The organism is Burkholderiales bacterium (assembly GCA_013695435.1).
Taxonomy (GTDB): domain Bacteria; phylum Pseudomonadota; class Gammaproteobacteria; order Burkholderiales; family JACMKV01; genus JACMKV01.
Window position 1 is genome coordinate 1 of record JACDAM010000029.1, and the last position, 24,875, is coordinate 24,875.

The following is a 24,875-nucleotide window of genomic DNA, read 5'->3' on the forward strand; positions in this document are numbered from 1 at the left end:
GCGAACTTTCCATGTAGAACTTACACAAACGCCGCTCATACTTACAAAAAAACGCGGACCGCTCAGCAAACGAGGCGTGTTGCTGCGATCGGGAAGCACGGTTGGCGCGTGGATAGCGCTAGCCAATTCGCGTACCATACGGGCGTTTGATGCGAGGCGTTTTCGACGCATTTTCCATGATGGCTGTCTCTGTAAATTCCCAAGTAGCGCGCTGGTTCAAGAACCGCTGGCCCGATTTGCTCGCCTTCGGTTTGCTCATCGTCTTGTGCTGGCTTTTGGCGCGCTGGACCTGGCAAATCGTGTCGCCGGAAGCGATCGCCGAACCGGCCGGCGCGGCTCGGGTGTCGATCGATACCGCAGCCGCGGCCGATTTCATCGTCGCCGCGCACCTGTTCGGCACGGCTGAAGCCCCCAGGCCCGTGGTTCAGGCGGCGGTGCTGACTTCGCTGAACGTCAAGCTGAAAGGCGTGTTCGCCGCCGACGGTAAAGAGCCGGCTTTTGCGATCCTGAATTCGGACAACCAGGGCGATCGCCATATCAAGGCCGGCGGCGAGGTCAAATCCGGTGTCATGCTGGCTGAGATTCACCCGCAGCACGTGGTGCTGAACCGGGACGGCACGATGGAGCTTCTCGAGCTGGAGGGAAAGGCCGGCGGCGCGCCGCTGAAATCGAACCGCCTGGCCCTTCCGTCACGCCAAACGGCGCCCAAACCCGCGGCGCGAGTCGCGCCCGAGATTCCCAGCGTCATTGCGCCAGGCGCGCCGCAAGCCGAAGGCGCGCCGGCCGACGCCTTCAACCTGACGGTCAAACCGGCCGGCGCGAATCAGTACAGTTTTTCGAGAAACGAGCTGAACAAGGCTTTGCAGGATCCGAAGCAGTTGCAAAATCTCGGCGGCGTCGAAGTCAATCCGACTGGCGGTGTCACCATCAGCAATGTCCCGGACGGCAGCCTGACGCAGAAACTGGGTTTGCAGCAAGGCGACGTGTTGAACAGGATCAACGGTCAGGCGGTATCCAGCAACAACGATCTCGCGCGCCTGTATCAGCAGTTCGGTCAGGTCAGCCAGATCACGGTGGAAGGCACGCGCAACGGCAAACCGATCAATTTGAGTTACACGGTGCAGCAGTAACAGCGGAGATCAGATGAGTTCGGGATTCCGGTCATGGCTTATTGTTTTTTGCACGTTCGTCCATTTCTCCGCGGCTATGGCCGCGCCCCCGAATTCGGAAAAAGTTACCCTGAATTTCGTCAATGCCGACATCTCGACCGTCATCAAGGCCGTCGGCGAAATCACCGGCAAGAATTTCATACTCGATCCGCGCGTCAATGGCACGGTCAACATCATTTCCTCGCGCCCGGTACCGCGCGACATGGTGTATCAGATTCTGTTGTCGGCGTTGCGCCTGCAAGGCTTCACCGCGATCGAAGGCCCGGGCGTAACCAAGATCCTGCCGGAAGCCGATGCCAAGCAGAACGCTTCGGCGACGGTCGATAAGGACAGCAAGATTTCCGGCGATCGCATCATCACCCAGGTTTATCCGCTCGAATTCGAATCGGCTGCGCCGCTGGTGCCGATCCTGCGGCCGCTGATCACGCCGAACAACACGATCTCGGTCTATCCGAACACGAATACGCTGGTCATCACCGATTATGCCGATAACATAAAACGGATCAGCAAGATCATCGAATCGATCGATCGCCAGTCGGCGGGCGAAACGGTCGTGATCAACCTCCAATACGCATCCGCTGTCGATCTCTCCCAGCTTCTAACCAAGCTCGCCGTCGACGGCGCAAGCGCGCAGGCCGCGGCCGGCGCCGGCGGCGCCCGCTTATCGATCGTCGCCGATCCGCGCAGCAACAGCCTCCTGGTGCGCGCCGATCATCCGAGCTATGTCGAGCGTGTGCGCAAGCTGGTGCAGCAGCTCGACATCGCGGTCACCGCTGGCGGCAGCATCCACGTTGTCCATTTGCGCAACGCCGACGCCGAAAAAATCGCCGAGACGCTGCGCGCGATCCTGGCCGGCGACTCGAAGGGCGCGCAAACGAGCACTTCGACCGACAGCTTCGCGCCGGGAACGGCGCTGCCCGGAACGCCCTCGCTCGGCACACAGCTGGCGCCGGCCCCGCAGACGACGCCGCCCACTGCGCCGCCTGGGTTGGTGACGCCGGGCGCGGGGGGGCCAGGCGGCGTGGCGGGTTCCGGAATCGCTTCGGTCACCGGGCAAGGCGGCTTCATCCAGGCCGATATCGCGACCAATTCCCTGATCATCGCGGCGCCCGACAACGTCTATAATTCGCTGCGCGCGGTTATCGATCAGCTCGATTCGCGGCGCGCGCAGGTTTACCTGGAAGCCTTGATCGCCGAGGTTTCCACCGACAAAGCGGCCGAATTCGGCATCCAGTTTCAGGATCTGACCGGCTTGCAGTCGAACAGCACCGAAGTTATCGGCGGAACCAATTTCAACACAACGCCGGGGAGCAACATCATCGGCGCGGCAGTCAATCTGGCCACCCTGGGCGCCGGCCTCAACGTTGGTCTGGTGCGTGGCCGCATCACCATTCCCGGCGTCGGCGAAGTCATCAATCTCGGTGTCCTGGCGCGCGCCCTCGAAGGTGACGCCAATTCGAACGTGTTGTCGACGCCGAACCTGCTGACGCTCGATAACGAGGAAGCGAAAATCGTCGTCGGCCAGAACGTGCCGTTCGTGACCGGCAGCTTCGCGCAGGCGACCAGCACCGGCACGACGGGCGCCGCGGTCAATCCATTTCAGACCATCGATCGCCGCGACGTCGGCCTGACCTTGAAAATCAAGCCGCAAATCGCCGAAGGCGGCACGGTCAAAATGCTGATCTTCCAGGAAGTTTCGAGCATACAGCCGCCGCAGCCGGGCAGTCGCGCATCGGATATCATCACCAACAAGCGCTCTATCGAATCGACCGTGCTGGTCGACGACGGCAATATCATCGTGCTCGGCGGCCTGATCCAGGACGATGTGCGCAACAGCATCGATAAAGTGCCGCTGCTCGGCGACATTCCGGGCATCGGCTATTTTTTCCGCTACGAGTCGCGCCGCCGCGTGAAAACCAATCTGATGGTTTTTCTGCGTCCGGTGGTATTGCAGGAATCGATTTCGGGAAGCTCGCTGACCTCGGATCGCTACGAGTACATCCGCAATCTGCAGGGCAGGATCCAGCCGAAGCCGCATTTCCTCCTGCCCGACATCGAGGCCCCGCGATTTCCGCCGCTGCCGGCAGGCCCGGGGATCATTCCGAAAGCGGGCACGCCACCTTCCGGCGGCGAAGCCGATTCGCCTTTCCCGGGAAAGGCAGGACCGTATACGCCGTCGAAGCTGATCACGCCGACAACGCCTGCTTCAGTTGCACCCGCGTCAGCCACGCCGGCTCCAGCCGCCCGCACCAATCCGCGGTGACTGGAAATTGAGCGAGCGAACGACTGATGAAATGAGAAGCGCGCGATGAACGATCCTCGATCTCCGCAGCCGCCGCAGGCCAAGCGTCCGGACCGCTCCGGCGGCCTGGTTGCGTCGACTGTCGCTCTGCCGGTTCCCGACCCGCTGATTTCCAAGCTTTTGCCCTATCACTTCGCCAAAGCCAAGGGCGTGCTGGCCGCGCGCAGGGAAGGCGACGCGGTTGAAATCTGGGTGCGCGAAGGCGATGTGCAAGCCGCGACTCTGGCTGAAGTGCGGCGCATTGTCGGCCTGCCGCTGCGCCCGGTCATGCTCGCCGCCGAGCGTTTCGAGCAATGTCTGGCGCAGATTTACGCGCGCTCGGAAAACGCCGCCGAGCAGATGATCACCGACATCGGTCAGGATCTCGATCTCGCGCAGCTCGCGCAGGAATTGCCCGAGATCACCGATCTGCTCGACGCCGAAGACGATGCGCCGATCATCCGCCTGATCAATGCGCTGCTGACCCAGGCTTTGCGCGACGGCGCATCGGACATCCATATCGAACCGTTCGAGACGCGCTCGCTCGTACGTTTTCGCGTCGACGGCACGCTGCAATCCGTGATCGAGCCGCAGCGCGCGCTGCACGCCGCGATCGTGTCGCGCATCAAGGTGATGGCGCAGCTCGACATCGCCGAAAAACGTTTGCCGCAGGATGGCCGCATCACCTTGCGGCTGGCCGGGCGCCCGGTCGACGTGCGCGTCTCGACGATTCCGTCGGGGCATGGCGAGCGCGTCGTGCTGCGGCTGCTCGACAAGCAGGCGGGCCGCCTCGATCTCGACAAGCTCGGCATGAGCGGGCCGACCTTGGCGCGGCTCGATGCGCTGATCCATCAGCCGCACGGCATCGTGCTCGTCACCGGCCCGACCGGCTCGGGCAAGACGACGACCCTGTATGCGGCGCTGTCGCGGCTCGACGGCAAGGGTCAGAACATGATGACCGTCGAAGACCCGATCGAATACGATCTCGACGGCGTCAGCCAGACCCAGGTCGCGGCGCGCATCGATATGACATTCGCAAGGGCGCTGCGCGCCATCCTGCGGCAAGACCCGGACATCATCATGATCGGCGAGATCCGCGATCTGGAAACCGCGCAGATCGCCGTGCAGGCGAGCCTGACCGGGCATCTGGTGCTGGCGACTTTGCATACCAACGATTCCGCCGGCGCCGTTACGCGCATGATCGATATGGGCGTCGAACCGTTTCTGGTCGCGTCGAGCCTGCTCGGCATTCTGGCGCAGCGCCTGGTACGGCGGATTTGCCCCGAATGCAAGACGCCGCACGCGCCCGACGCCAGCGAGATCGCCGCCATGCGCCAGAAAAATCCGCCGAAGCTGATTTATTCCGCGAACGGTTGCGTCGCCTGCAATGGCACCGGTTATCGCGGCCGTACCGGCATCTACGAATTGCTCAACGTCGACGACGGCTTGCGGCGCATGATCCACGACGCCGAATCCGAGCAAAACCTGCGCGATTACGCCGTCGCCCGTACCGGCATGATCGGCCTGCGCGACGACGGCATGCGCTGGGTCGCGAGCGGTGCGACGAGTCTGGAAGAAGTGCTGCGCGTCACGCGCGAGAGCGCTGCGTTGGTGGATAGCGAAAAGTGAAAAACGAGCGCCTTGAAAACGCTTAAGCGCCGTTATTGTTCGAGCGCCGTTATTAGCTGCCGCGCGAGATCGATGAAATCGTCCGCAACGATATCGAACTCACCATCGTTGAATGGCGGAAGCGCCCGGCCGGGGCCGTATTCCAGGGGACGTTTGACGAACGCAGTACGGCAGCCGAGCGCCCGCGCTGCGCGCAGATCGTCGGGATGCGCCGCGACCATCATCATTTGTTCAATGCCGACGCCGAGCAGACGAGCCGCCCCGCGGTAGGTTTCCGGATCGGGCTTGTAGCGGACGAACAATTCCGCCGACAGGATGCAGTCCCACGGCAAGCCGGCGTGCTTGGCCATATTGGTGAGCAGCGCGATGTTGCCGTTGGACAAGGTCGCGATGACGTAGCGTGATTTCAGTCGGGCTAGACCGGCCAGCGTATCGGGCCACGGCGCAAGCCGGTGCCAGGCGCGGTTCAAATGATCGATGTCCACTTCCGCAAGCGCCGGCGCCCTAAAATCGCGCAGCACTTGATTGAGGATACGGCGATGCAGTGCATCGATGCTCATCCACGGTAATTTGCCGGTGCGAACGTCTTTCATCCCCGGTCTGTAGCCGGCCCGCCAGGCGTCGGCAAAGCGTTCCCAGTCCGCTGTCCAGCCGCGCTTCGCGCCGAATTCCTCCCCTTCGCGGGCGATGCTGCCGCGCCAGTCGACCGCGGTGCCGAACACGTCGAAGGTCAGCGCTTTGATTTGCGCAAGCCGCTGCGATGAATCGCTGGGCGATGCCGGCATGGCGGGTTGCACGGAGGGTCAGCCTTCGTCCGTGGATGCGGTTATGCCGCGGCCTGCCTTGCGCCGCGCCGGCTTTGGCGATTCCCATCCAGCACCGCCGATCGGGCTTCCGTTCCCGAAATAAGGGGCCAGGCACGCAGCCAGGTACGAGGTCGAATAAGTGGCCTGCTGCGTCAAAGCCCGGCCTGTCACCTGCTGATCCATATGCATGATTATGCATTACGTCGATCCGACTTTGCGAGGCTCCCTGCTATTTCCACGGAGCGCCGAATCGATAAGGCGACTAGCTGACGGCAACAGACTTGTGACCACCGCGCGCATCCGTGAGAAAATGCGCCTGCTCTCGTTCGTTCCAGCGAGGTGCGGCGCAATCCTTATTCCGATTCCATTCAATGGCCGGTTTTCGATACGAAGCGATCGATGCGCTCGGCAAAGTCCGCCGCGGCGTAGTCGAGGTCGATAGTCCGCGGCAGGCGCGGCAGACGCTGCGCGAGCAAGGGCTGATCGCGGTCGAAGTGCACGCGCTGACGCAAGCTACGCTGTCGACCGGCGGCCAGCAGTTTCGCCTGCGCCGCGGCTTGCCCACTGCGCAACTCAGCTTGCTGACACGCCAGTTCGCAACGCTGTCGAGCGCCAATCTGACGGTCGAACAGACTTTGAACGCGCTGATCGAGCAGGCCGAAACGCAGTTTCTGCGCCAGGTGCTGGCCGGGGTGCGCGGCGAGGTGCTGGCCGGACAAACCCTGGCGCGCGCCATGAGCAAGTTCCCGGATGTTTTTCCCGAGCTGTATCGGACCTTGATCGACGCCGGCGAACGCTCCGGTCAATTGGCCGAAGTCATGCTTCGGCTCGCCGACTACACCGAAGAACGGCAGGCGTTGAAGCAGAAGGTCGGGCTTGCGTTCATCTATCCGGTGATCGTCACCGTAGTAGCCGTGGCCGTCGTGCTCGGGCTTCTGACTTACGTGGTGCCGCAAGTCGTCGCGGTTTTTATCAATACCAATCAATCGCTGCCATTGCTGACGCGCGCGCTGATTGCGCTGTCGGATTTCATGCGCGACACAGGCGTGTTCTGGCTGGTCGGGCTGGTCGCCGGAACATTCGTGTTTCGCCGCTCATTGCGCGAACCGGCGATGCGTCACCGCTTTCATTTGTTTCTGCTGCGTTTGCCGCTGTTCGGCAAGCTGATTCGCGGCATGAACACGGCAAGGCTTGCCAGTACATTGGCGATTCTGGTCGGCAGCGGCGTGCCGTTGCTGACCGCACTGCAAGCGGGTGTCGGCGTGGTCAGCAATCTGCCGATGCGCAAAGCTCTGGAAGAAGCTGAACGCATGGTGCGCGAGGGCGGCAGTTTGAGCCGCTCTATCGGGCGCAGTAAAATGTTTCCGCCGCTGATGGTGCATCTGATCGCAAGCGGCGAGGCGTCGGGCCGGCTCGATAATATGCTCGAGCGCGCCGCGAAGCAGCAGACGCAGGAAATGGAAAATCAGGTCGCCGCGCTGACCAGTTTGATCGAGCCGATTCTGATCCTGGTCATGGGCGTCGTCGTGCTGATCATCGTGCTGGCGATCCTGTTGCCGATCTTCGAGTTGAATACGCTGGTGCGCTGAGGCCAGCGCTGCTCGCCTACCTGATTCTTTAAAAAGAGGAAACCATGCCGCGAGCGATTCCAGGCTGTTTGCTGATTCTTCTTCTGGGCGTTTCGGCCTGCGTGCCGCAGGCGCAGAAATCCATGCCGGCGACGCAAGTCATCATCAAGTTCAGTGATGCCGTCCGCCAGCCCGACGCCCCGGAATTCGTCGCCCGGCTCGCGCGCGACACCGGCGCCGGCATGCAATATGTGCGGCCGATGTCAGGTGATGCGCACGTTTACAGAATCAACGGAATTCGCGATGACGCGCATCTGCGCGGGGTACTCGCGAGTATTAGCGAGCGTAACGATGTCGTTTACGCGGAAGCGGACAAAAAGATGCAGGCAATGCCAGGAAAGGGCGAAAAATGAATACTAAGCGCGCTGTGCTGGTCGGAATTTGCGGAAGCTTGCTCGCCGTTGCGCAGTGCTTGTCCGGCCTTGGCGCGTTGGCGCAGGACAAGCCTGCGGCCCGGGAGGAATCGACCCAGCGCTTGATAGTGAAATGGCGCGCAGATGTTACGAACCATTCGGCGGCGAATCATCAGCCCGCCGCGCATCCTGCCGCGCTGCTGGCTCGAACCAGCGCCGCGGCCGGCCTGCCGCTGTCCTACAAGCGCGCGATGTCGGGCGGCGCGCATGTGCTGAATCTGCCGCACGAGATGGCGATGAACGACGCCAAACGGATTATCGCGCGGCTGCGCGCCGATCCGCTGATCGAGTACGCCGAGCCTGATCGACGGCGTTATGCCATGCGCGTGCCGAACGATTCCCTGTTTACCAATCAATGGAATCTGATGGAACCGGTCGGCGTCAATACCGGCGCCATCAACCTGCCTGGCGCGTGGGATATCACGACCGGCGCCGCCGGCATCGTGGTCGCTGTGATCGACACCGGGATTCTCGCGCATGCCGACATCGATACGGCGCGTCTTTTACCCGGTTACGACTTCATCGTTCTCGACCCAACCAGTCCGCCGATGCCGTTGACGGCCAATGACGGCGACGGCCGCGATGCCGACCCCGGCGATCCAGGTGACTGGATCACCCAGGCGGAATCGAACAGCGGGTTTTTCAAGGGTTGCGATGTCGCCGACAGCTCGTGGCACGGCACGCATAACGCCGGCATCATCGGCGCTGCGACAGAAAATGGGATGGGGGTCGCCGGGATCAACTGGGCGGCGCGCATACTGCCGTTGCGCGCGCTCGGTAAATGCGGCGGCTACACATCCGACATCATCGACGCCATGCGCTGGGCCGCTGGGCTTGCCAGCCCCGCTTTACCGCCGGTGAATCCGAATCCGGCGCAAATCATCAACGCCAGTCTCGGCGGCGCCGGACCGTGCAGCGCAGCAGAGCAAAGCGCGGTCAACGATGTTCTGGCCGCGGGTGCGCGCGCAGTGGTCGTGCCGTCCGGCAATGAAGGCGCTGATGCCAATCAATCGTCGCCGGCCAGTTGTGCGAACGTCATAACGGTGGGCGCGGTAACGCGCAGCGGCGCGCGCGCGCCTTATTCGAACTTCGGCAGCGTGGTTACTGTCAGCGCGCCGGGGGGGTCGGTCACCACAACATCGCCTGGCGCCAACGGCATTCTGTCGACCCTGAACGAAGGCCTGACCTCGCCGACCACCGACGCCTACGCGTTCCTGCAGGGCACGAGCTTCGCGACTTCGCACGTGTCGGGCGTGATTTCCCTGCTGTTGTCGATCAATCCAGATCTGACCGCGGCGCAGGTGCGCGGCATCATTCAAAGCACGGCGCGCGCCTTTCCCGATGGCTCGTGTACGACAGCGAGGTGCGGCGCCGGCATTATCGACGCGAACGCGGCGGTCAGGCTTGCGCAGCAGGGCTTGACGGCAAGCCCGTTGAATCTCACATTCGCGGCGACCCTGGTCAATCAGCAATCCATACAGACCACGAGTTTCACCAATTCGGGCGTGACCGAACTCATGCTGGGCAGCGCGGCGATCGAGGGCGGGCAGCCCCCGGATTTCCGCTTGACCTCAGACACATGCAGCAATCAGACTCTCGCGCTTCAGGCGAGATGCCAGATCGCAGTCGCGTTCATGCCGATGGCAGCGGGCGCCCGCAACGCATCGCTGGTCGTGCCGAGCAACGCAGTCACCAGCCCGAGCCGGGTCGCTCTGTCCGGTACCGGCGTCATGCCGGCCGCGGAAGACGGCGGCGGCGGCGGAGGGGGCTGCGCAATAACCCAACAGGCGCGCTTCGATCCGGCCTTGCTGCTTCTCTTGCTGGCCGCCAGCGCCGGGCTTTGCCGAGCCGCGCAGCAGCGCCGCGACCGCCGGTCCTCTGAAATGACCTGACATCCGTTAAACCCACTGTGTCGCAGGCCGTGTTGTCTGCGCCAATTCGAGTCAGCTAATGTCCAGAAATATGTCAGTACCTAAACGGCTCAAATACGCCGGTTTCACCCTGATCGAAGTCATGGTCGTCGTCGTCATCCTCGGCATCCTCGCGGCGCTCGTGGTGCCGCGCGTCTTGAGTCGCCCCGATGAAGCGCGCATCGTCGCTGCGCGTCAGGACATCGGCGCGCTCGGGCAAGCGCTGAAACTGTACCGGCTCGACAATCAGGCCTATCCGACTACCGAGCAGGGCTTGCAGGCTCTGGTCGAAAAGCCGGCGACAACGCCGGCCGCGCCGAACTGGAAACCCGGCGGCTACATCGACCGGCTGCCGAAAGACCCGTGGGGCAACGATTACCGCTACCTGAGCCCGGGCGTACGCGGTGAATTCGATATATTCAGCCTCGGCCGCGATGGTGAAGTCGGCGGCGAGGGAAATGATGCCGACATCGGCTCCGCGAATTGAACCCCGGCCGTCGCCTGTCGCGCGGGATGGTGCGGCAACGATGGACCGCGCTCGGATCTTTGCTGCAGCAGGAGTGTTGTGATCGCCTCCGTGCTTGTCATCGTGCCCGGGTTGCAACGTGACCGAACCGGCTTGGCAGGCAGGGTGTCAAACCCGGACATGAGTGGAACCGCTGCGCTCGAGCCTGGCTGCGGCTTTTCAGTTGCGGCAGCGCGAGGCTTTACGCTGATCGAGATGCTGGTCGTGCTGATGATTGTCGGCGTTGCGCTGGCGATGGTTAGCGTAAACTTCGCACCGGATAATCGTCAGGCACTGGAGAACGAAGCGCGGCGCCTGGCTTTGTTGTTCGAGCAGGCGCGCGATGAGGCGGTGACCAGTGCTCGCGCCATCGCGTGGTCCGGCGATAACACAGGCTATCAGTTCAGCCGCCGCAATGCGGAATGGAATTGGGCGACAATTGCCGACGAGCAGATATTCCGTCCGCGCGAATTGCCGGAGCCCGTGAAGCTGGCGGATCTGCGCGTCAACGAGAGCAAGGTCGGACCGGACGAGCGATTGATTTTTTCGCCTTCGGGGTTTAATGCGCCGTTTGCGCTCGCGCTGGCGGCGGGGAGCGAACGTTTGACGATAACGGGAGATGCCGGCGGGCGCATTCGCATCGCCTCCGGTACCGCCACCGCAAATAAATGAAACGTTCGAGGCCTATCGTACGGGTTGCCAAAGACGGTAACGAAATCCCATCATGAAAACAAATCTGTCGAATTCTTCATCCTCGCCGTTTCCGGGTCAGCGCCCTTACGCTGAACAGGAAGCGCGGTTTTTCTTCGGCCGCGACGCCGAAGCGGATCTCGTCGTACAGGGGCTTCTGAAGTCGCGCGTGACGCTGTTATCGGGTCCGCCGGGCGTCGGCAAAACCTCGCTGCTGAACGCCGGCGTGCTGCCGCGTTTGCGCGCCATGGCGACCGAGCTTGGCCAATCGCAGACCGAGCCGATCGTTATCTTCTGGGACAACTGGCAGGGCGCGCAGGCTGATCCGCTGAACGGCCTGATCGATGAAATCCAGCGCTGCTGCCTTGAAACGCTGCCCGGCTTCGTCGAAGTGCGCGTGCCGCGCGTGCGCGCGCTCGAGCATGTCATCGAATACTGGGCTGCCAAGGCGCCGCTTCTCATCCTGTTCGATCGCTTCGAAGAGTATCTGCTCAATCACGGCGACGAAGACGGCGAAGGAAAATTTTCCGTCGAGTTTCCGCGCGTCGTGAAACGCGCCGATCTGGACGCCCATTTTCTGATCGCGATGCGCGGCGGCGCGCACGCCAAGCTCGGCCGTTTGGCGCAGCGTCTGCCGCAGTTATTCGATCGCTCGTTGCGGCTGAAGCCGCTCAACGTCGATGCTGCGCGCGCGGCAATCGTGCTGCCGATCCAGGCCTGGAATCGCGAGCATCCTGAACGCGCGCCCGTGCACGTCGATTCGACGCTGGTCGATTACGTGATACGGTCGGTCGCGACAGGCGCCGCCGGAGCGGCGACAAGCACGACGAGCGATGACGCCGTTCACGTCGACCCTTACGTCGACCCATGGCCGCTGCAACGCACGATGCAAGAGTTGTGGGAGTCGCAAATCGGCCACGGTGCGCTGGCTGCGCAGACGCAAGGCGAGGCTCGCGAGTTGCGAAGGCCCGTACTCGCCGCCGATGTCGAGCCTGCGGTTCCGGTTTACGCCATCGGGGTAGCTCCTCACGTTGAAATGATGCCCGATGCGCCTCCTGCCACAGCGGAGATAGAGGAGGCGCCGGTCATGGCGCCACGCCGTTGGCGTTCAGCGCGAAGCGGACGCACATTCGCCGCGTTGGCTTTTCTGTTTGTTTGCGCCTACGCGGTGTTCGGCGCGGCCGGCTGGATGGCCGAGGTTCGCGACGAAAACGAGAAACAGCAAGCGCTTTCGGTGCAACAGAAAGCCGATCAGGCGCTGGCCCGCGCCCGCGAAACGCTGGCAAGAGCCGCCCAATGGCAAGCTGCCGGCGAGCAACCGGCTGACGCGAAAGGGCCTGGACTCGCGGGCGGTATCGGCGTCGAAGGCGCCGTGACGCCGCCCGCGTCAAATGCGGACGAGCCGACCGAGCGGCTGGCTGCATCCGCGACAGAAAACATAGCGGACAACGTCGCGGAAAAGCGATCGGCAGATAGCGAGACCCTTCAGCGCAAACCTGACGCCGCCGCAGCCGCAAAGTCCGGCGAGCCTGATCAAAAGCCGACTGGCGTTGAGCGGTCTAGCCCGTCGCTGGCGGCTGCACCTGGTCCGACCCCTGAAGCGGCTGCACCTGGTCCGACCCCTGAAGCGGCTGCGCCTGCGCCCGCCCCTGCACTCGCTGCGCCCGCTTCAACTCCAACCGCCCCTGCCGCCGGGGCAACCGCAACTGCTCCAGTCGCCGGAACCGCTCCAGCCGCTGCTCGTCCTGCCGTTCCTGCGGCCATGAGCAAAGCCGCCCCTGCGGTTCGCGAGGATACCGTTGCGAACCCGGGCGATTCCGCAGCGAATGAAATTCCGGCCTGGGCGCGGGAACCTGCCGTCGATGCCGCGTCAGCAAGCGCTGTCGATGCCGCGCCAGTCGATCCGGCAGCACCCGCGCGAGGGAATTCCGCCGATACAGTCGCACCGGCGCCAGCCAGGACTGTAACGGTCGAAAGACGCCGTCCAACCATCGATGCCAGACAAGAAAAAATCACCGCGCAGAAGATCGCGCCGGCGCGCGCGAAAGACAATCCGCCGCGTCCGGGCGTGCGCGTGCACAGCTCCCCGTCGAATAGCGTGATCGACGCGGTTCGGGCGCAATCTGCGTCTTCGGGGGCGTTGTACCGGGATTCGAGCAAAACATCCGCGCAAAACCGCAACAAGGCGCCGGTGCGCACTGCGAGCAACGACAGAAATGCTGGCGGCGGGGGCGGCCCATCGCCCAGCATCTTCATACACATGCGGGACCAGAGCCAGCTCGCGCAAACCATGCGCCTGAAGCGGCGGCTGGAAGCGAACGGCATCGTCGTATCGGGAATCAAGACCGTCACGCGTGGGCCGGACGATGCGGATTTGCGCTATTTCCGCCGCAACGAGCGCGGCGAGGCGAGGCAAATGGTCAACCTGTTGCAAAGCTTCAATGTGCCAGTCGAAGGGCCGAAATACATCAGCGGCTTCGAATCGACAGCGACGACACGGCAGTATGAGCTCTGGTTTCCCGCCGTAAATTAACAGGCATTGAGAATTTACCGCGCTTTGCCCCAGGCATGTTTACGCGGCGAAGCGCCGCGCGGGTTTACCCTGCTCGAGGTTTTAATCGCGCTCGCCGTGGTGGCAATCGCGCTCGGCGCGGCAGTGCGCGCTGTCGGCGGGGTCACCGATCATGCGCTGGAAGCCAGCGGCCGCATCCTGGCAAGCTGGGTTGCGCAAAACCGGCTGGCCGAACACATTGCGCGGCGCGATTGGCCGGAAGCTGGCGAGAAGCGCGGCACAGTCGAGCAGGGCGCGCGCGATTGGCTTTGGCGGGAAAAAGTCAGCGAGACGCCGAATCCCGGCTTTCGCCGCATCGAAATCAAGGTCGGCGCCGACGGCGATGACGAAGAATACGTGCTCGCGCGCCTGATCGGCTATCTGGCCAATCCGGCCAACAATCCCCCCGAGAATCCCGCGAACCCGCCGAATAATCCGGACGCGAATTCGCCGGATAGCCCTGCCGGCAACCCGCCGAATAATCCGGACGGCAAGGCTCCCGGTAGTCCCGCCGGCAATCCCTCCGGCACTCCCGCGAATAATCCAGCCGGAAGCACATCCGGCAATCGATCATGAGTTCCGCGGATCATCGCTTGCAGAGGCGCCTTCCTGCCGGCTTCACGCTGATGGAAGTGCTGATCGCTCTGGTTATCATGGCGCTGATGTCGGGGATGGCTTTTCGCGGTCTGAGTGCTGTGCTCGACAGCCGCGAACGGCTGGCCGCGGAAAACCGCAAATGGCGCGATATCGCGCTGCTTTTCACGCGCTTCGAGCAGGACCTGACGGCGGCCGTGAACCGGCGAATCCGTGACACCAACAACCTTGTCATTCCGGCTTTCGTCGGCAAGACCGACCCGGTCGGCGCGTACGATGCGCATCTGTATTTCAGCCGTATGGGGGCAGGCGATCAGACCGGCGCCATGTCCGATATCCAGCGCGTCGGTTTCCGCTATCGGGAAGGCGCGATCGAGCAATTGCTGTGGCCGGTGCTCGATCAGGCGCCGCGCAGCAAGCCGGCCGTGATCGAACTGATGCGCGGGGTCAAGGAATTCGAGGTGCGCTATCTGGATCGAACCGGGACCCTGCAAACGCGCTGGCCAGTCACGGCGCAGGCCAATCCGATGCCGACCGCCGTGCAGATCATCGTCGGGCTGGCTTCCGGTGAACGCTTCACACGGATTTTCCTGCTGCCATGATGGGCGCGTTCAGCCTCCCTGCCGCACCGCGCCGGCAACGCGGCATCGCCGTCGTCATGGCCATCCTGATCGCGGCGCTGGCGGCGAGCGTCGCATCGTTCATGATGTGGCAGCAGCAGGTGTGGGCGCGTCAGGTCGAGAATCTGACCTCGCTGGCGCAGGCGAGCGCAGTCAGTCAGGCGGCGCTGGAATGGACGCGGATGATCCTCGCCGAGGACCTGAAAAGCGGCGATATCGATCATCCCGGCGAAATCTGGGCGACGGTCGTGCCGGCGCTACCGGTCGAAGGCGGGAGCATCGCATTGGCCTTGACCGACCAGCAGGGTTTGTTCAATCTGAACAATCTGGTCCGCAACGAGAAGCCCAGCGAGGGCGACATCGAAGCATTCCAACGTCTGCTGATAGCACTCGACTTGAAGCCCGACCTAGCCAACGCCGTTGTCGACTGGATCGATCTCGATAGCGAGGCGATGAGTTCCGGCGGCGCCGAAGACCTCGATTACCTCGCCATGCAGCCGCCTTATCGTGCTGCCAACCAGCCGCTGCTCGATGTCAACGGGCTGATTCGGGTCAGGGGATTCGACGCCGAAGCGGTCGCGCGTCTGCGGCCATTCGTGACGGCGCTGCCGACACCAACGCCCCTCAACGTGAACACGGCGCCGCCGCAAGTGCTGGCGGCGGTATTCGAAGGCTTGACCGTAGATGCCGCGAAATCGCTGGTGGTCAGAGAAGGCAAGTACTACAAAGACAAAACCGAATTCCGCGACCGCATGCCGAAGGGCGGCGCCACGGTGTCCGATCAGACCTTCGGCCTCGGCAGTCAATATTTTCTGGTGACCGGAATCATGCGTTTTGGCCGCGTCCAGATCATCAATCGTGCGCTCTTGGCGCGCTCCGGCGACAGGATCAATGTGATCTGGCGCAAGCACGGAGACTCCTGATTTGTCTACCCTGCAGGTTTATGTCAACGAGCGCCTGGGAGCATTGGCCGACGACGAAACGGTCGCGTGTCCGTGGCTGCTGCGCGATGCGCGCGGCGCGATCAGCCGGGCCGGCGACAATCCGTTGCGCGATATGCCGGCCGCCGACCGCTGCGAACTGGTGGCGCCGGCAAGCCGTGTCCTGCTGACCCAGATCACGTTGCCGACAGGGAACCGGCAAAGGCTGCGGCGCCTGCTGCCGTTCGCCGTCGAAGACCGGGTGATGACCGAGCCGGAGAAAATCCACGCCATCGCCGGCTCGCGCCAGGCCGACGGACAAACCGCCGTCGCCGTAGTCGACAAAGCCTGGCTCGCCGCGGTGCTCGCGCAATTCCGCAACGCGCGGCTGAAGCCGCAGGCGATGTGGGTCGAAACGCTGTTGCCGGCATTGGCGCCGGAAAGCTGGAGCATCGTATGGAAGGGCGGCGAAGGCTTTCTGCGCAGCGGCCTAGCCTCTGGTGTTTTCCTCGATGGTGGGGTGGGTGGCGAGCCGCCGATCGGCTTGCTGCTGGCGCTGCAAGAGGCGCGCGCAGCCATCACAAGCGCCGCAAACCCCGCGAACGCCGCGCCTGCGCAACTAATCGTGCGGCCGGCGCGCGGCGCCGTTCTGCCCGATATTCAACAGTGGGCCGATGCGTTGCAGATCGATGTAGTGGCCGGCGAACGCTGGGACTGGTTCGAGCGCATCGATCGATTGGGCGCGGATGACGGCATCAACCTGATGCAGGATGATTTCGCGCCGCGCAGCGCCGCCCGCGACTGGTTGCCGCGTTTGCGCCCGGCGCTTGTGTTGCTCGGACTGATTATCGCCGTGCAGATCGTGGGCGCCGCTGTCGACTGGTTCGCTCTGCACCGCCAGCGAGACGCGCTGCAGGCAACCATCGAGCAGCGCTTCCGCAGCGCTTTTCCGGACGCCAGGGTGGTGGTCGATGCGCCGCTGCAAATGCGCCGCAATCTTGAGGAACTGCGCCGCGGCGCCGGACAGGCGGAGCCCAATGATTTCCTGCCGCTGCTGGCGCGGGCGACGCGGCTCATCGAAGCGTCCGCCAACCATCGCCTGAGTTCGTTGCAGTACGATGCCGGCGAGCTCAAGGTCGACATCCTGCTGCCCGATGCCGAATCCGCCGAAAAGCTGAAGGACGCGCTGCAAGCGCCGAATCTCGCCGTCAGGCTCGAGGCGATCAATCCGAAGCCCGGCGGCGTCGAAGCGCGCTTCGCGCTGTCAAGCGGAGCGAGTTCATGAAGCAAGGCTTTACGGCTTTCTGGCAGCAGCGCGAGCCGCGCGAACGCGCCATTCTCGCCGGCGGCGCGGCACTGCTGTTCGTTGCGCTGTTGTATGCATTCGTTTGGGAGCCGATCACACAGGATCGCAAACGGCTGCAGACGCGCGTCCCGCAATTGATCGCGAGTGCGCGCCAGATCGAACAGGATGCCGCCGAGATCGAACGCCTGAAGGCGTTGCCGCGCGCGCCGGTTTCGGCGCAAGGTTTGCAGAGCGCCATCGAGCAGGCGGCCGTCGCCGGCAACGTGCGCGAAAAGATCACGCGCGTAACCACTGAAAGCAACAATCGCAGCCGCGTTCAGTTCGCCGAGGTCGCTTTCGATCAATGGCTGGCATGGGTGGCAACGCTGCAGAACGAGCAACGTATCCGCGTGGAAGCCGCCCAGGTCGAGGCGCTGGCCGAACCCGGCATGGTCAAGGTCAACGCGGTTTTCGTCAGCGCCCACCCGAAATGACAGCGGCGCTGCCCCAGCGGCGCCGCACCGCTTCGGCGCCCGCCTCGGGCTGGTTCCGCTGGGTGCCCTTACTCGCCGGTCTCCTGATTTACCTGGTGTTCCTGATTGCGACCTTGCCGGCGACCGTTGCCGGGCGGCTCCTGACCGGGTGGACCGACAATACGGTGCGCCTGGATCGTCCACATGGTACGTTCTGGCGCGGCAGCGCCGATGCGCTGATCATTACCCTCGCGCCGCAGCAGAGCTGGCGTCTGGCCGCGATCGATTGGGACGTGGTTATCTGGCGGCTGGTCAAGGGCGAACTCGCCGCCGCTATCCGCATCGCCGACAGCAAGGCGCCGGCGACAGCGACCTTGAGCTATGGCTGGGGCCGCACCCGGCTGCAGAATGCGGAGGCCGCTTTGCCCGCGAACGACACGCTGCTTGCCATCTGGCCGCAGCTCGGGTTGTGGCAGCCCGGTGGACAATTCCGCTTCGCGACCGCCGATTTTTCCTTCAATGCCGGTAAAAAGGCGGCGACCGGCGATGCCGAACTGCGCTGGCTGAACGCATCGACGAGCCTCAGCAAGGTCAACCCGCTCGGCGATTACCGCGCGGCGATCGGTGCGAGCAGCGACAAAGCCGATATGCGCGTGACCACACTGCGCGGCGCGTTGCAAGTCGAAGGCAGCGGCGCGTGGAGCGCGCAGCGCGGCGCAAGTTTCAGCGGCACGGCGCGCGCCGATGCACAGCAGCGCGCGCAGTTGAACGATCTCTTGAAACTGCTCGGCAAGGAACAGGAGCCCGGCGTATTCAGGCTGGCGTTTTCGGGGGGGCCTTAGCCTGTTATCGAAGCTCTGGCTAAGTCCTCCACTCGCCCTTCGATTAACATTCGAGGCAGAATTCGAACTCGTCGACGTGATCGCCCTTTGGGGTGCTCCCTCCCCACTTGCTGGGGAGGGCCCCGCCGACACGTTAGCCGTAGGCCCGCTTGCGGGAGGCGGGGCCAAGGCGCGCTTCCCGCAAACGGCCGCTCGCGGTAACGTGTCCGCGCGCCGGGTTGGGGGAAGGTTTTAAGGCGGCGCCGTCGGCCTTGCGCCTCAAAGAGAGGGAGAAAACAAGACAGCGCGATTTGCACAATGAAAAATAGAACCGGAGCAAGAAAAACCACGCAAGGCAAGGCTGTAAGGGAGACGCTGGTCGAGTGGGTGTTAGCGCTGTCGCTATTGCTGATGCTGGCGATGGCCAGCCAGTATTCGCGCGCGGCAACGCTATCCGCCGGCTTTGCGGAAACGCAGATCGCGAGCGGGTTGTCGAGTCCGACGGCGATGACGTTCGCGCCGGATGGCCGCTTATTCGTGACGACGCAAGGCGGCGAGCTTCGCGTAATCAAGGATGGTCAACTGCTGGCGCAGCCTTTCCTTGCCGTCAGCGTCGATGCCAGCGGTGAGCGCGGTCTTCTCGGCGTTGCGTTCGATCCGGATTTCGCGCGCAACAACTTCGTTTACATCTATTACACGGTGCCGTCGACGCCGGCTGCCGCGACGCACAACCGCGTCAGCCGCTTCGTTGCCAATGGCGATGTCGCGGCGCCAGGCGAAGCCGTCCTCGTCGAGCTCGACAGTTTGTCCGCGGCGACCAATCACAACGGCGGGGCGATCCACTTCGGCGCCGACGGCAAGCTGTATATCGCGACCGGCGAAAATGCCAACCCATCCAACGCACAAACTCTGGCCAACCGGCTCGGTAAGATTCTGCGTATCAATGCTGACGGCACGATCCCGCCCGACAATCCGTTTTTCAACGAGGCTGCCGGTGTCAATCGCGCAATCTGGGCGCTCGGTTTGCGCAATCCGTTCACCTTCGCGTTTCAGCCGGCTGCCAGTGGAGGGGGGCAGCGCATGTTCATCAACGATGTCGGCCAGAGCAGTTTCGAGGAAATCAACGACGGGGTCGCGCGCGCGAATTACGGCTGGCCCGACACCGAAGGGCCGACTGCCGATCCGCGCTTTCGGGCGCCGCTATTCGCTTATGGCACGGGCAACGGACCGACCGAGGGTTGTGCTATTACCGGCGGCGCTTTCTATAATCCGCCGCTCGCGCAATTTCCGGCCAGCTTTACCGGTTTGTACTTTTTTTCCGATTTCTGCAGCGGCTGGATCCGCCAGCTCGATCCGGCCAATCTCGCTACTGCGCCGTTTTTTGCGACCGGCATCGCGTTTCCGGTCGACCTGCAAGTCGGGCCGGATGGCGCGCTGTATTACCTTGCCCGTGGCAACGGCATGGCGGCCGGCAGTGTGTTCAGAATACGGGCGACGACCAACGATCCGCCGACCGTGCAATTCAGCGCTGCCACCTATGCTGTGAACGAAAGCGCCGGCGGCGCGACGATTACCGTTACCCGCAGCGGTCCGACTGCCGGCGTTGCAACGGTCGATTATCGAAGCGCCGATGGTAGCGCCATCGCCGGCTCCGATTACACCGCCTTCAGCGGGACGCTGACTTTCGCGCCCGGCGATGCGGCGCCGAAAACTTTCAGCGTACCGGTCACCAATGATGCGGCGGTAGAAACGGATGAAACGCTGCGCCTGACTCTGAGCCAGGCGAGCGGGGCGGCGATCGGCGAACCGGCCAGCGCGGTGTTGACACTCGTGAACGATGATGCCGCCGAGAGTGGTGGCGGAGGCGGCTGCACGGTCGGCGGCAGCGATGGGCGCGACGCCGGCTTGGCGCTGCTTGTCGTATTCGCGCTGTTCGGGATGCGCCGCGCGCAGCGATCCGCGCGATGCTGTGGCGGAAGGCGCTAATTGAAACGCCTTTGCCTGATCGGACTATGGCTTCCCTTCCTTCTGGCCGCGCCTGCGGAGGGCGCACAGACGGCTGCCCCCTCGCCAGTGGTGTCCGCCAAAATCGCGGTCGCTGCCGCCCCGCGTTTGCACGTCGACGGCAAGCATTTCAAGGACCCGGGCGGTCGCGTCGTCGTCCTGCGCGGCGTATCGCTGATTGAGCTTCACGACGTCACGCTCAAGCGGCCCGGCCCTGAGTTTATGATCGATCTGGTGACCGACCCGGCGCGCGGCTGGCACGCCAGAGTCGTGCGTCTGCCGGTTTTCCCGGGCTATTACCTGCCCGATCCGCAGGGCTACGTGAAAGAATTTCTGGAGCCGGCGGTCGATTACTGCACGGCAAAAGGCCTGTACTGCATCATCGACTGGCATTACGGCGAAAGCCCGTTCGTGCGCGATGAGGAAACCCGCCGCTTCTGGGCCGACGTCGCGCCGCGCTTCAAGGATTATCCGAATGTTTTCTACGAGATTTTCAACGAACCGGTCACGCCGAAGCCGGCCGACGACAAGATCTGGCGCGCGTGGCGATCGCAAGCGCAGCAATGGGTGGATCAGATCCGCGCAGTCGCGCCCGACAACATTCTCCTGATCGGCGGGCCGCATTTTTCGCAGCAGATTGCCGGCGCCGTCGATTATCCGCTGGAAGGGCGCAACCTCGCGTATGTCGGACATGTCTATCCGGGCGGCTCCTACCCGAATTTTCTCGGCTGGAACCGCGGCAACAAAGGCTGGGAAGAAAACATCGGCGTGGTCGCCGACAAATATCCGGTGTTCGTCACGGAATGGGGCTTCGGTTACGTGCACGCCACCAAGGTTAACGGCACCGTCGAGGATTTCGGCGCGCCTTTCCGGAAATGGGCCGAAGAGAAAGGCGTTTCCTGGACTGCCTGGATCGCCGATTACGACTGGTATCCAAGCATGTTCGAGCGCAACTGGCAGCCGACCCGTTTCGGCGCATTCGTGCAGGCGTGGCTGGCGAGCAAGAAGGCTGAACCCATCGGTGGGCGCTAGCGCGTCAAGGGCGAGGGTTGGACAGGGAATCAAGATTCCCTGTCTGGTATAAAATCATGAGCGCGCTGTGAAAGGCATCAGCAACGCATTACCCTAACTCAAAAAGGACGAATAAGAGCGAGCCGGCGAATGAACCACACAAACAGTTTGCAACGGACTTTGGCATCTTTTACCCGATCGGTTATCTGGTGGCCGCGTTTCAAAACAAGGACGATGCAGAGCAGGTGCAGCGAGATCTGGCGACAGGGGGATATGAGCCGCACGATTGCATCCTGCGCACGGACGAAGAAGTCGCTGCCGCGGCCGAGCGCAATCTCGACGAAAATACCGGCTTCCTAGCGCGATTGAGCAAGAGTGACGAGGCCGTGCAAATCCATCTGGATGCGGCAAAACAAGGCGCGGCGTTTTTGCTTATCTATGCGCCCGGCGATACCGATGCGGCGCGCGCGATGAACGTCATTCGCCGTGTGCCGTTCGAGTTCGCTCACCGCTACCACCGCCTCGCGATCGAAGACCTGAAATGATCGGCGCCCAATCGCACGCGCCCTTGACAGCTAATGCATGCGCTGTGAGCCGCACCTCGCTATCGATCGCGCGTCAGCGGTACGAAGCGGACGGGCAGAATCGGTGTTTGACTGATCGTGCCATCGGCGTTTTTTTCGACGACCACAAGCTGCTGCTCCATGAACGGCGCGCCGACCGGTATCACCATGCGCGCGCCGGGCTTGAGTTGGTCGAGCAGGGCCGGCGGAATATGGTCGGCGACGGCGGTGACGATAATGGCATCGAACGGCCCGTGCTCGGGCCAGCCCTTGTAGCCATCGCCGATGCGCGTAAAGACATGCCGGTAGCTTTCCAGATTTTCCGCGGCCTCGCGGCCGAGGGAGGCGACGATCTCTATCGTATAAACCCGCGCGACCAGCTCGGCCAGGATGGCCGCTTGATAGCCGGAGCCGGTACCGATTTCGAGAACGGTATCATCGGATTCGAGATCGAGCAGATCGGTCATCAGCGCTACGATATAAGGCTGCGAAATGGTCTGCCCCTCGCCGATCGATAGCGGCCGGTTCTTGTAGGCGCTCTCGCGTTGCCCGGCGGGAACGAATTCGTGACGCGGAACTTTCGCCATCGCCGCCATGACGCGCGGATCCAGTTTGGCCCGGCCGGTTTCCGCGCGCGTCAGGGTGACGAGAGCTTCGATATCCTCGAGCATTGCCCGCCGCGGTTCGGCGAATTCGTCGTCCGCAAAAGCGCTCGTTTGTTGCGCGAATGCGAACACGAAAGAGGCAAGGCGAAGGATGCGCAGCATGGTCGGCGGTCCGGGTAGCGTTAAAATCTTTTTAGACGAAGCGAGGGCGGATGGTTGCTGTCAGTGTTCGATTTTACGCGGAACTGAACGACTTTTTGCCGCCCGTGCGCCGACAAAACCGCTTTGCCTATCAGTGCGCGCATGACGTGACCATCAAGAATGCAATCGAAAGCTGCGGCGTGCCGCACACCGAGGTCGACCTCGTGCTGGTCAATGGCCTGTCGGTCGATTTCTCAGAGCGGGTGCGCGATGGCGATGAAATCAGTGCATACCCGGCTTTCCATGCGCTCGCCCCGGCAATTGCGCAACTGCAAAAGTTGCGACCGGGGATTGCCGGCGAGCCGTGTTTCATCGCCGATGCCCATCTCGGCGGCCTTGCCCGCTTGCTCCGCATGCTGGGTTTCGACACGCTGTATCGCAATACCTTTGCCGATCGTGAAATCGCCGGCCTCGCTGCGTCCGGACAGCGCATCGTGCTGACTCGCGACCGCGATCTGCTCATGCACCGCGCCATCGTCCACGGTTATTTCGTGCGGGATGAGCGGCCGCGCGCGCAGATCAGCGATGTGATCCGGCGCTTCGATCTGGCCGGGCGGCTACGCCCGTTCAGTCGTTGCCTGCGCTGCAATAGCAAGCTGCAACCGGCCAGCAAGGACGCCGTGCGGGACAGATTGCCGGCGAGGACTGCGGTCACCTTCAACGAATTCTGGAGTTGCCCCTGCTGCGCGCGGATTTACTGGAAAGGCTCGCACTGGCACAGGATGTCGCGCTTCGCGGCGGAATCGGCAGCTTCGAATCCCGCAACGACGATGCACTGATGTGCGCGCCCGCGGCTCAAGCAGACCATAGCGGCGCCTCGTCCATTAACGCGATCTGCTCGCGCAATTCGAGAATCCGGTCCTGCCAGTAGCGCTGTGTGTTGAACCACGGGAAGGCGGCAGGGAACGCCGGATCGTGCCAGCGGCGCGCGAGCCACGCCGAGTAATGGATCAAGCGCAAGGTGCGCAGCGCTTCGATCAGATGCAGTTCGCGCGTTTCGAACTCGCAGAAATCTTCGTAGCCCGCTAGCAGATCCGCAAGTTGCCGCGCCATTTCGGCGCGCTCGCCGGACAGCAGCATCCACAAATCCTGAACCGCCGGCCCCGTGCGGCTGTCGTCGAAATCGACAAAGTGCGGTCCGTCATCGGTCCACAGCACGTTGCCGATATGACAATCGCCGTGCAGCCGCAAAGACTTCACGGCGCCGGCGCGCTCATAGCAACGCTGCACTCCCGCCAGCGCCAGGGCGACGACGCTGCGATACGCATCGGCGAGATCGGCGGGGATGAAATCGTGCGCCAGCAGAAAATCGCGCGGCTCTTCGCCGAACGTAGCCTGGTCGAGAGCCGGTCGATGCCGAAACGATTGCAGAGCGCCGATCGCGTGAATGCGGCCGATGAAACGGCCCATCCATTCGCGCGTATCGCGAGCGTCGAGTTCGGGCGCCCGCCCGCCGTGCTTGCGGAACACAGCGAAGCGGAATCCGTTGAACACGTGCAGCGTCGCGCCATCGGCGAGCGGCAGCGCCGCGACCACCGGAATCTCGCGCTCGGCGAGCTCCTGCACGAACGCATGTTCTTCGAGAATCGCGGCATCGCTCCAGCGCTCTGGCCGGTAAAACTTGGCCACCAGCGGCGGGCCATCCTCCATGCCGACCTGATAAACGCGATTCTCGTAACTGTTGAGCGCAAGCAGGCGTCCGTCGCTGCGAAAGCCGACGCTATCGAGGGCATTCAGCACGCAGTCGGGAGTCAGGGCGGAGTAGGGCGCTGCGGTCCGGGCGATCTCGCTTGTCATGGCTGGATTGTACGGGCGTTCGCCCGAACCTGTAGCGCGCTGACCGCAGCGGGTGAAAACGCCTCTTTTTAAAGTGCCGTTCGCCCCGATTTAGCTTGCCCTCGAAAGTACCAGGCCCTAATCGGGGGGCATTTCGAGGGCAAGCTCTGAGGTCGTCGAAGGGCGGTTGAGTGCAATCGCCCGCCTTCCCATGCCGTTCACGCCATGCGCAAGCGTATTGCGCGTCTGGCCGACAATGCTGCGATGAAAAACAGAACCGGCACCGCGGCTTCAAGCCCCTCTTCGAGCGCCTGGGTGTGGCGGCGCACGATGACGGGCAATTTCACCGGCCACGATTCTTCGATGACGGCCGGCGCGCGATCGAGTGTCTTGCTCAATACCAGTACGACGAATGCAAGC

At 63.2% G+C, this 24,875-nt stretch carries 23 protein-coding genes; 19 read left to right on the top strand and 4 right to left on the bottom strand.

The features are described 5' to 3' along the window. Nucleotides 1–179 precede the first annotated feature (179 nt). The 3 genes from H0V78_01435 (at nt 180) to gspE (ending at nt 5,079) form a co-directional block, all read left to right on the top strand. Nucleotides 180–1,130, top strand: coding sequence for a PDZ domain-containing protein (locus H0V78_01435; protein MBA2350478.1), 951 nt, complete (start codon nt 180–182; stop codon nt 1,128–1,130). Nucleotides 1,131–1,206: 76 nt separating this feature from the next. Further along, nucleotides 1,207–3,432 carry a type II secretion system secretin GspD gene (gene gspD / locus H0V78_01440; GenBank protein ID MBA2350479.1) on the top strand — a complete coding sequence of 742 codons (2,226 nt, stop codon included), beginning with the start codon at nt 1,207–1,209 and terminating at the stop codon, nt 3,430–3,432. A gap of 45 nt (nt 3,433–3,477) precedes the next feature. Then, nucleotides 3,478–5,079 carry a type II secretion system ATPase GspE gene (gene gspE, locus H0V78_01445; GenBank protein MBA2350480.1) on the top strand — a complete coding sequence of 534 codons (1,602 nt, stop codon included), beginning with the start codon at nt 3,478–3,480 and terminating at the stop codon, nt 5,077–5,079. A 32-nt stretch (nt 5,080–5,111) separates the two neighbouring features. Here gspE and H0V78_01450 read toward each other — a convergent pair whose 3' ends face one another. After that, entirely contained in the window at nt 5,112–5,864 is a 753-nt protein-coding gene (locus tag H0V78_01450) for a haloacid dehalogenase type II (GenBank protein ID MBA2350481.1), read from the bottom strand. 392 nt (nt 5,865–6,256) lie between these two features. Here H0V78_01450 and gspF point away from each other — a divergent pair, with 392 nt between their 5' ends. The 15 genes from gspF (at nt 6,257) to H0V78_01525 (ending at nt 21,855) form a co-directional block, all read left to right on the top strand. Then, complete coding sequence (gspF, locus tag H0V78_01455; protein MBA2350482.1) at nt 6,257–7,474, top strand: type II secretion system inner membrane protein GspF; 1,218 nt, start codon at nt 6,257–6,259, stop codon at nt 7,472–7,474. Between the two features lie 44 nt (nt 7,475–7,518). After that, nucleotides 7,519–7,866: a hypothetical protein gene (locus H0V78_01460; protein MBA2350483.1), complete on the top strand. Its 348-nt coding sequence runs from the start codon at nt 7,519–7,521 to the stop codon at nt 7,864–7,866. After that, on the top strand, nt 7,863–9,818 hold the full coding sequence (locus H0V78_01465; GenBank protein MBA2350484.1) for a S8 family serine peptidase: 1,956 nt from the start codon (nt 7,863–7,865) through the stop codon (nt 9,816–9,818). Before H0V78_01460 ends, H0V78_01465 begins: the two co-directional genes overlap by 4 nt. Before the next feature lie 58 nt (nt 9,819–9,876). Further along, a complete protein-coding gene (gene gspG, locus H0V78_01470; protein MBA2350485.1) occupies nt 9,877–10,323 on the top strand; it encodes a type II secretion system major pseudopilin GspG in 447 nt (148 codons plus the stop codon). Between the two features lie 159 nt (nt 10,324–10,482). Continuing rightward, a complete protein-coding gene (gene gspH / locus H0V78_01475) occupies nt 10,483–11,013 on the top strand; it encodes a type II secretion system minor pseudopilin GspH (GenBank protein MBA2350486.1) in 531 nt (176 codons plus the stop codon). 52 nt (nt 11,014–11,065) lie between these two features. Continuing rightward, nucleotides 11,066–13,564 (top strand): hypothetical protein, encoded by a 2,499-nt coding sequence (locus H0V78_01480; GenBank protein ID MBA2350487.1) that lies wholly within the window; start codon nt 11,066–11,068, stop codon nt 13,562–13,564. A 12-nt stretch (nt 13,565–13,576) separates the two neighbouring features. After that, nucleotides 13,577–14,158, top strand: coding sequence for a type II secretion system minor pseudopilin GspI (gspI, locus tag H0V78_01485; GenBank protein MBA2350488.1), 582 nt, complete (start codon nt 13,577–13,579; stop codon nt 14,156–14,158). Then, nucleotides 14,155–14,778, top strand: a complete 624-nt coding sequence (gene gspJ, locus H0V78_01490; GenBank protein ID MBA2350489.1) for a type II secretion system minor pseudopilin GspJ — start codon at nt 14,155–14,157, stop codon at nt 14,776–14,778. The genes gspI and gspJ overlap by 4 nt, the downstream gene beginning before the upstream one ends. After that, nucleotides 14,775–15,719: a type II secretion system minor pseudopilin GspK gene (gene gspK / locus H0V78_01495; protein MBA2350490.1), complete on the top strand. Its 945-nt coding sequence runs from the start codon at nt 14,775–14,777 to the stop codon at nt 15,717–15,719. The genes gspJ and gspK overlap by 4 nt, the downstream gene beginning before the upstream one ends. A gap of 1 nt (nt 15,720) precedes the next feature. Continuing rightward, the gene (gene gspL, locus H0V78_01500) at nt 15,721–17,001 is read left to right on the top strand and encodes a type II secretion system protein GspL (GenBank protein ID MBA2350491.1); all 1,281 of its coding nucleotides are present in this window, start codon (nt 15,721–15,723) and stop codon (nt 16,999–17,001) included. Continuing rightward, the gene (locus tag H0V78_01505; protein MBA2350492.1) at nt 16,998–17,495 is read left to right on the top strand and encodes a type II secretion system protein M; all 498 of its coding nucleotides are present in this window, start codon (nt 16,998–17,000) and stop codon (nt 17,493–17,495) included. Before gspL ends, H0V78_01505 begins: the two co-directional genes overlap by 4 nt. Beyond that, nucleotides 17,492–18,316 (top strand): type II secretion system protein N, encoded by an 825-nt coding sequence (gspN, locus tag H0V78_01510; GenBank protein ID MBA2350493.1) that lies wholly within the window; start codon nt 17,492–17,494, stop codon nt 18,314–18,316. Before H0V78_01505 ends, gspN begins: the two co-directional genes overlap by 4 nt. 390 nt (nt 18,317–18,706) lie before the next feature. Then, complete coding sequence (locus tag H0V78_01515) at nt 18,707–20,281, top strand: PQQ-dependent sugar dehydrogenase (GenBank protein ID MBA2350494.1); 1,575 nt, start codon at nt 18,707–18,709, stop codon at nt 20,279–20,281. Between the two features lie 90 nt (nt 20,282–20,371). After that, nucleotides 20,372–21,331 (top strand): glycoside hydrolase family 5 protein, encoded by a 960-nt coding sequence (locus H0V78_01520; protein ID MBA2350495.1) that lies wholly within the window; start codon nt 20,372–20,374, stop codon nt 21,329–21,331. 164 nt (nt 21,332–21,495) lie between these two features. Beyond that, nucleotides 21,496–21,855, top strand: coding sequence for a hypothetical protein (locus H0V78_01525; GenBank protein MBA2350496.1), 360 nt, complete (start codon nt 21,496–21,498; stop codon nt 21,853–21,855). Between the two features lie 59 nt (nt 21,856–21,914). Here H0V78_01525 and H0V78_01530 read toward each other — a convergent pair whose 3' ends face one another. After that, nucleotides 21,915–22,544 carry a protein-L-isoaspartate(D-aspartate) O-methyltransferase gene (locus tag H0V78_01530; protein MBA2350497.1) on the bottom strand — a complete coding sequence of 210 codons (630 nt, stop codon included), beginning with the start codon at nt 22,542–22,544 and terminating at the stop codon, nt 21,915–21,917. Nucleotides 22,545–22,690: 146 nt separating this feature from the next. Here H0V78_01530 and H0V78_01535 point away from each other — a divergent pair, with 146 nt between their 5' ends. Next, complete coding sequence (locus tag H0V78_01535; GenBank protein MBA2350498.1) at nt 22,691–23,458, top strand: Mut7-C ubiquitin/RNAse domain-containing protein; 768 nt, start codon at nt 22,691–22,693, stop codon at nt 23,456–23,458. A gap of 16 nt (nt 23,459–23,474) precedes the next feature. Here H0V78_01535 and H0V78_01540 read toward each other — a convergent pair whose 3' ends face one another. Together H0V78_01540 and H0V78_01545 are read right to left on the bottom strand one after the other, a co-directional pair. Next, nucleotides 23,475–24,476, bottom strand: a complete 1,002-nt coding sequence (locus tag H0V78_01540; GenBank protein MBA2350499.1) for a serine/threonine protein kinase — start codon at nt 24,474–24,476, stop codon at nt 23,475–23,477. A 197-nt stretch (nt 24,477–24,673) separates the two neighbouring features. Further along, nucleotides 24,674–24,853 carry a hypothetical protein gene (locus H0V78_01545; protein MBA2350500.1) on the bottom strand — a complete coding sequence of 60 codons (180 nt, stop codon included), beginning with the start codon at nt 24,851–24,853 and terminating at the stop codon, nt 24,674–24,676. Between the last annotated feature and the right edge of the window lie 22 nt (nt 24,854–24,875).

Bases quoted from the DNA above. Each gene is read 5' to 3' on its own strand.
- H0V78_01435 (MBA2350478.1), top strand. From the start codon at position 180: ATGGCTGTCTCTGTAAATTCCCAAGTAGCGCGCTGGTTCAAGAACCGC.
- gspD (MBA2350479.1), top strand. From the start codon at position 1,207: ATGGCCGCGCCCCCGAATTCGGAAAAAGTTACCCTGAATTTCGTCAAT.
- gspE (MBA2350480.1), top strand. From the start codon at position 3,478: ATGAACGATCCTCGATCTCCGCAGCCGCCGCAGGCCAAGCGTCCGGAC.
- H0V78_01450 (MBA2350481.1), bottom strand. From the start codon at position 5,864: ATGCCGGCATCGCCCAGCGATTCATCGCAGCGGCTTGCGCAAATCAAA.
- gspF (MBA2350482.1), top strand. From the start codon at position 6,257: ATGGCCGGTTTTCGATACGAAGCGATCGATGCGCTCGGCAAAGTCCGC.
- H0V78_01460 (MBA2350483.1), top strand. From the start codon at position 7,519: ATGCCGCGAGCGATTCCAGGCTGTTTGCTGATTCTTCTTCTGGGCGTT.
- H0V78_01465 (MBA2350484.1), top strand. From the start codon at position 7,863: ATGAATACTAAGCGCGCTGTGCTGGTCGGAATTTGCGGAAGCTTGCTC.
- gspG (MBA2350485.1), top strand. From the start codon at position 9,877: ATGTCCAGAAATATGTCAGTACCTAAACGGCTCAAATACGCCGGTTTC.
- gspH (MBA2350486.1), top strand. From the start codon at position 10,483: ATGAGTGGAACCGCTGCGCTCGAGCCTGGCTGCGGCTTTTCAGTTGCG.
- H0V78_01480 (MBA2350487.1), top strand. From the start codon at position 11,066: ATGAAAACAAATCTGTCGAATTCTTCATCCTCGCCGTTTCCGGGTCAG.
- gspJ (MBA2350489.1), top strand. From the start codon at position 14,155: ATGAGTTCCGCGGATCATCGCTTGCAGAGGCGCCTTCCTGCCGGCTTC.
- gspK (MBA2350490.1), top strand. From the start codon at position 14,775: ATGATGGGCGCGTTCAGCCTCCCTGCCGCACCGCGCCGGCAACGCGGC.
- H0V78_01505 (MBA2350492.1), top strand. From the start codon at position 16,998: ATGAAGCAAGGCTTTACGGCTTTCTGGCAGCAGCGCGAGCCGCGCGAA.
- gspN (MBA2350493.1), top strand. From the start codon at position 17,492: ATGACAGCGGCGCTGCCCCAGCGGCGCCGCACCGCTTCGGCGCCCGCC.
- H0V78_01515 (MBA2350494.1), top strand. From the start codon at position 18,707: ATGCTGGCGATGGCCAGCCAGTATTCGCGCGCGGCAACGCTATCCGCC.
- H0V78_01530 (MBA2350497.1), bottom strand. From the start codon at position 22,544: ATGCTCGAGGATATCGAAGCTCTCGTCACCCTGACGCGCGCGGAAACC.
- H0V78_01535 (MBA2350498.1), top strand. From the start codon at position 22,691: ATGGTTGCTGTCAGTGTTCGATTTTACGCGGAACTGAACGACTTTTTG.
- H0V78_01540 (MBA2350499.1), bottom strand. From the start codon at position 24,476: ATGACAAGCGAGATCGCCCGGACCGCAGCGCCCTACTCCGCCCTGACT.